Below are 6196 nucleotides of genomic sequence, written 5' to 3'. Positions count from 1 at the left end.
CAATACATTTCATTCTTCATACATACGTTAAAAATAAAAAAGATTGTAGAAAAACATGAGTTTCTCTACAATCTGAGTCACTAAGTACGTACTTAGTGACTTTTTTTCATCTACATACAGCATGAACAGCAAAAGCGGCACTTTTCTCGCTTTTCTGCATGAAAAAGCAGTGGTATACTAAAAATCGCCCAAGAAAACGTAAGGGGAGTTAAAGTGAGTGATAAACGATGAGTTGGATAGATAAATTTTTCAGTGTGTTTTTAGGAGAAGAAAAGAAAGAAGAAAAAGCTGAGAGACCCGTAGAAGGTCCGGATGCGCCAAAGCAGTCAGCTTTTGAACAGCATAAAGAATATAAAAAAGTTGAAGATACGAAAGTCTATTATGAATATCCGAAAGGCAACTTCCGCTTTCCTCTTGTTCCAGATGAACCTGCTCGTGACGGAGTGAAGCAGCAGGAGAGAAGGCGCGCGAGACCCAGCCAGCCAAAGGTAAAGCAGCCGACCTATCAGCCTAAACAAACGTTGCAGCCTGATATAAATAAAAAGCCATTCAAAACAGAGCAAATCCCTTCGCCGATCTATGGCTATCATCAGGATATGCGTCCAAAACGAAAAGAAGGCAAAGAAGAAGCACCCTCTGTTCAAATGAAGGCCACAGAAGAAACTGCACAGCGTGTTACACTGTTATCAGAAGAGGCAGAGCGTGAACGGAATGTGAGACAGCAAATGAACATCCCGTCTATACGGAAAGAAAATCGTATGGAAGAAGCTTCTTCAGCTCCTGCAGAAGAGAAAGCGGATATGCAAACAGCCGCGACGCCTCTTACTTTGCAAGAGGAACTCGCCTATCAGGATCACGTTCAGTCGACGATGGAGCGCTTAAATGACGAATCTTTTATCCAAGCAGAGGAAAAGGATCAAGCCTTTTCACAGCCTGAAGATCATAACGAAGCTGTTTTACATAAGCAGCAAGCCCCAGCATACCAAGACGATCCGGTAGAGCCTGAGCCGGAACAGGTCGTCTCCGGCGAACAAGAAGAAAGAAAAGACGAGCCGATGAATCAGGTTGAAGATCATGCTGAAGATCATACTGAAGAAATAGACAGATGGACATTTGAAAAAGCTGAAGATTCACAACCAGCAATTGAAATGGAAATAGATAGCCCAGCAGAAGAAGTGACGGTGACAGAAGACATCACAGCGGAAGATATGGAGAAAATAGAGGTCGCTTCGATAGAAGAAAGACAAGAAGAAGTGCCAGCAGCAGGATTTGAAGAAGCTGAGCAAGTGATCAAACATGAACTGCAAGATGATCAATCTATGGAAGAACCTGAAATCATAGATGATCAAGTCATGCCATTCGAACGAGAAACAGTAACGGATGAACGGACTGCCTCTGGGCCAGCAGAAACCTTCATGGATCAGACAGAGCAGCAAGAACAAACGCTTGAAGTGAAGCGAGAAGAAACAAAACAGACATCTCCGCAGCCGAAGGGTTCAAACGGTCAAACCTCAACGGTTCCTTTTAACGTCATGATGTTAAAAAGTGACCAGCGCGTGCAAGGACAGAAGAAAACGTCGGATGCACAAGGATATGTTTTTCCGAGCTTAGCCCTTCTAGACGTACCTCCAGCTCAAAAAGAAGAGGACGGGACATGGGTGAAAGAGCGGGCAGAGCTGCTCAATGCAACGCTTAAAAATTTCAATGTAAGAGCAAGTGTGGTCCATGTCACGCAGGGACCTTCTGTCACAAGATTTGAAGTACATCCTGAACCAGGTGTGAAAGTGAACAAAATCACGAACCTGTCAGATGATATTAAACTCAGTTTGTCTGCAAAGGATATTCGAATCGAAGCACCAATCCCAGGAAAGAACACGATCGGAATTGAAGTGCCGAACCTGCACAGTAAAATGGTGTTCTTAAGAGAAATGATCAGAAGCAGTGCATTTAGAGACAATCCATCTCCTTTAACGGCAGCACTCGGATTAGATATATCAGGTCAGCCCGTCGTGGTTGATCTGCAAAAAATGCCGCACGGCTTAATTGCTGGAGCAACAGGTTCAGGAAAAAGTGTCTGCATTAATACCATTTTAGTAAGCTTGATGTTTAAAGCCTCACCAGATGAAGTGAAAATGCTCCTAATCGACCCTAAAATGGTTGAATTAGCGCCGTATAATCACATTCCACATCTCGTGAGTCCTGTCATTACCGATGCCAAGACAGCGACAGCTGCCCTGAAATGGGTAGTCGATGAAATGGAAAGACGCTATGAACTGTTTGCTCACTCTGGTGTGAGAGAAATTAAACGATTCAATGAGCTTGTGAAAGAAAAGCAAATGGGTGAAAAACTTCCGTATCTCGTCGTTGTCATCGATGAGCTGGCTGATTTAATGATGGTCGCACCAAATGAAGTCGAAGAAAGCATTTGCCGGATTGCACAAAAAGCTAGAGCGTGTGGTATTCACTTACTGATTGCGACTCAAAGACCATCCGTTGATGTCATCACAGGTCTCATTAAAGCCAATATCCCAACAAGAATTGCTTTCTCTGTCTCAAGCCAGGTAGATTCTAGAACCATTATTGACATGGCAGGTGCAGAAAAGCTTCTCGGAAAAGGAGACATGCTCTTTTTAGAAAATGGCTCTGGCAAGCCGACAAGGCTGCAAGGGAACTTTGTATCAGACCGCGAGATCGATCAAGTGGTGGCACATGTGAGGAAACAACGCAAGCCTGTGTTTCTTTTCGAACAGGAGGAATTGATGCTTCAAGGCTCTGCGATTACAGACGAAGACGAATTGTTTATGGATGCCTGCCGATTTGCAATCGAGCAAAATAGTGCAAGTACATCCAGTTTGCAAAGAAGATTTAGAATTGGCTACAATCGTGCAGCCAGATTGATTGACATGATGGAACGTGAAGGCATGATCTCTGGTGCGAAAGGCAGTAAACCAAGAGAAGTCCTCATGACACTCAGTGATCTAGAACAATTGATCTAAACAAAAACCACTTCATTTTTTTGATAAACATGGTATGATAGCACATAGGTGCAATTTTGTAATTGGACACTTTTTGCGTGCCTGTCTGAACTCTTTTTATGTAAAATGAGCTGAAACAGGTGTTAGAAATGGGAAAGTTGTCGGATACTAATCATAGTTAATATTGATTAGAATAGGAAGATCGGAAAAAATCTTTATTTGGAGCTGCGATCTGTGATCCGCTAGAGATGAAAATCACAAGTTGCAAATTGAAATGAGCGTCATATACTGTAAGTCAGATAGACGTTTGTTGGAGGTACAATTATGACTGTTTATCATTTTGTTGGAATAAAAGGGACAGGTATGAGTCCACTGGCCCAAATTCTTCATGATACTGGGTATACTGTCCAAGGATCGGATATCGAAAAGCACATCTTTACACAAAAAGCATTAGAAGAAAGAAACATTAAAATTCTTCCATTTGACCCAGATAATATTCAGCCGGGGATGACGGTCATTGCAGGAAATGCATTTCCTGATACACACCCTGAGATTGAACGTGCCCTTTCTGAAGGGATTCCTGTGATTCGTTACCATAAATTCCTTGGAGAATACATGGATTCATTCACAAACGTTGCGATTACTGGTGCTCATGGCAAAACATCCACAACAGGACTGCTTGCCCATGTGATGCAATCAGCAAAGCCAACTTCGTACTTAATCGGTGATGGATCTGGAATGGGGAAAGAAAACAGCGAGTATTTTGTATTTGAAGCATGCGAATACCGCAGACACTTCCTCAGCTATCATCCAGACTATGCGATCATGACCAATATCGATTTTGATCACCCTGATTATTTCTCGGACATTGATGACGTGTTTGATGCGTTTCAAAACATGGCGCTTCAAGTGAAAAAAGCCATTATCGCTTGCGGAGACGATGAACATCTGCTCAAGATTCAAGCGAAAGTACCTGTTGTGTACTACGGATTCAATGAAGAAAATGATTTCCAAGCACGTAATGTTGTGAAAAATACGGAAGGCACCACATTTGATGTATTTGTTCGCAATACGTTTTATGATACCTTCTATATTCCTGCATATGGAAATCATAATGTCCTCAACTCGTTAGCAGTGATTGCTTTATGTCATTATGAAGCCATTGATGTAGATTTGATCAAAGGTGCATTAACAACATTTGGCGGTGTGAAACGACGCTTTAATGAAAAAACAGTAGGTGAGCAAGTCTTAATTGACGACTATGCACATCACCCAACTGAAATTGAGGTCACCATTGAAGCGGCCCGTCAAAAATATCCAGAACGTGATATTGTCGCTGTTTTCCAGCCGCATACCTTCACACGGACACAGCAATTCTTAACTGAATTCGCTGATAGCCTAAAGAAAGCTGATTATGTGTATCTTTGCGATATCTTTGGTTCAGCTCGTGAAAACATTGGGAAACTAAGCATCGAAGATTTACGTGGAAAAATTCCGCAAGCTCAGTTGATTGATGAAGACGAGACATCTGTGTTGAAAGCGCACGAGGATGCGATTTTGATCTTTATGGGAGCCGGAGATATTCAAAAATATTTACGTGCTTATGAGAAAGTTGCTGTATAAATGTAAATGATCGTAAAAGTGCCGTTTCAATCGGCACTTTTTTATGTTGAATAAAATGTGACAAAGGGGCTAAATGTGTCAAGATGTGCTGCTTTTTTTCATTCGCTGTGGACAGGAATTAGCGAATAAGTGTAGAATTATTAATCAATCGGTCATTCTAGGCGATGTTTGAATGATACAACGAGAGGGTATTGAATTGAATATGCCCGCAACAAAGGAGGTATCAGATGATTATTATTCTCTATCTAAGCGTTGCACTGATCGCAATTGCTTTCCTCATTCTTGTCATCTATTTGTCTAAAACATTAAAATCCTTACAGCTGACATTAAAGAATGTCGCATCAACTTTAGAAGGTCTTGAAGGACAGATGCAAGGCATCACCACAGAGACAGCGCAGTTGCTACATAAGACGAATCAGCTTGCTGAAGATATTCAAGACAAATCGGCAAAACTCAACACAGTTGTGGATGCAGTGCAGGGAATTGGCGGCTCGATCAACCAATTTAATACAAGCATAAAGCAGGCAGCTGGAGCAGTTTCTTCTTCCGTTGAAAGGAATCAAGAAAAAGTGACGGATGTTGTAAGCTGGAGTAACGCAGCACTTGAAATTTATAAAAAATGGAAACAACGTAAACACCAAAAATAAACCATTTTCGCATAGGAGGAATAATCATGAGCAAAGACGGAATCAATAGCAAAGACTTTTTGATCGGAACACTTATTGGTGGCATTGTCGGTGCAACAACAGCATTATTCTTAGCACCAAAGTCAGGGAAAGAGCTTCGCGATGATTTGAACACCCAAGCGAATGCTTTAAAAGATAAAACAGATCGACTCACAACAGATGCGAAGGAAAAAGGCACTGAATATGTGACGATTGCGAAAGATAAAACGTCTGAATTGTCTCAGCTGGTGGCAGAGCAGTCAAACCAGATTTTAGACAAAGTGAAAGACATAAAAGAGCGTGCAGCTGGAAAAGCTAATCAAGTGAAAAGTGAAGCAGAAGATGCTGCAAATGATCTTGCGAGCGAAGCGTCAGATGTAGCAGACGAAGCAAAAGTAAGAGCACAAGAAGCAAAATCAGAAATTGAAGACGGCATCAAAGATGTCAAAGAAAAAGTAGAACAATCTACTAAAGGCTAACTCGCTGCTTAAGTTAGGAAGGAGCACATCATGTCAAAGCAACTCATCGAAACAGAAGAACAGTTGATCAATTAACGAATCAAGACGGAACCTTTGTCTTTTTTAAGCACAGTTTGACATGTCCAATCAGCCAAGCTGCTTTTCATGAGTTTGAAGCATTTGCGTCTGCACATGAAGACGTGCCTGCTTATTTCTTGCAAATTCAAAACACAAGAGAGCTTTCATCCTATGTGGCTGAAAAGTCAGGGGTAAAGCACGAAAGTCCCCAGGCACTCGTCTTTAGCGGTGGAAAAGTAAAATGGCATGCATCTCACTCAAGCATTACAAAAGAAGCGCTTGAACATCATATGTAGAAGAACGTCAGCAACTGCTGACGTTTCAGCTTGTAGACAAAGTCTACAAGCTTTTTTGTATAATAAGGGTAATAACACGACTCTGTGGGGGATGAACATGT

At 41.7% G+C, this 6196-nt stretch carries 4 protein-coding genes and 1 pseudogene; all 5 read left to right on the top strand.

The window, feature by feature from the left end:
- The first annotated feature begins 227 nt into the window (after positions 1 to 227).
- Complete coding sequence (locus R0K30_RS20925) at positions 228 to 2996, top strand: DNA translocase FtsK (RefSeq protein ID WP_410612672.1); 2769 nt, start codon at positions 228 to 230, stop codon at positions 2994 to 2996.
- 303 nt (positions 2997 to 3299) lie between these two features.
- Positions 3300 to 4598: a UDP-N-acetylmuramate--L-alanine ligase gene (murC, locus tag R0K30_RS20920; protein ID WP_099726838.1), complete on the top strand. Its 1299-nt coding sequence runs from the start codon at positions 3300 to 3302 to the stop codon at positions 4596 to 4598.
- 227 nt (positions 4599 to 4825) lie between these two features.
- A complete protein-coding gene (locus tag R0K30_RS20915; RefSeq protein WP_024424855.1) occupies positions 4826 to 5245 on the top strand; it encodes a DUF948 domain-containing protein in 420 nt (139 codons plus the stop codon).
- A 26-nt stretch (positions 5246 to 5271) separates the two neighbouring features.
- Positions 5272 to 5742 carry a YtxH domain-containing protein gene (locus R0K30_RS20910; protein ID WP_099726839.1) on the top strand — a complete coding sequence of 157 codons (471 nt, stop codon included), beginning with the start codon at positions 5272 to 5274 and terminating at the stop codon, positions 5740 to 5742.
- Positions 5743 to 5772: 30 nt separating this feature from the next.
- A pseudogene (gene ytxJ, locus R0K30_RS20905) lies at positions 5773 to 6095 on the top strand (bacillithiol system redox-active protein YtxJ).
- Positions 6096 to 6196: the final 101 nt, after the last annotated feature.

It is taken from the genome of Bacillus sp. SIMBA_154 (assembly GCF_046536015.1).
Lineage (GTDB): Bacteria > Bacillota > Bacilli > Bacillales > Bacillaceae > Bacillus > Bacillus pumilus_P.
Note: the sequence above shows the minus strand (reverse complement) of the source record. Positions and strands in the feature narration are given on the sequence as shown.

Bases quoted from the DNA above. Each gene is read 5' to 3' on its own strand.
- murC (WP_099726838.1), top strand. From the start codon at position 3,300: ATGACTGTTTATCATTTTGTTGGAATAAAAGGGACAGGTATGAGTCCA.
- R0K30_RS20915 (WP_024424855.1), top strand. From the start codon at position 4,826: ATGATTATTATTCTCTATCTAAGCGTTGCACTGATCGCAATTGCTTTC.
- R0K30_RS20925 (WP_410612672.1), top strand. From the start codon at position 228: ATGAGTTGGATAGATAAATTTTTCAGTGTGTTTTTAGGAGAAGAAAAG.
- R0K30_RS20910 (WP_099726839.1), top strand. From the start codon at position 5,272: ATGAGCAAAGACGGAATCAATAGCAAAGACTTTTTGATCGGAACACTT.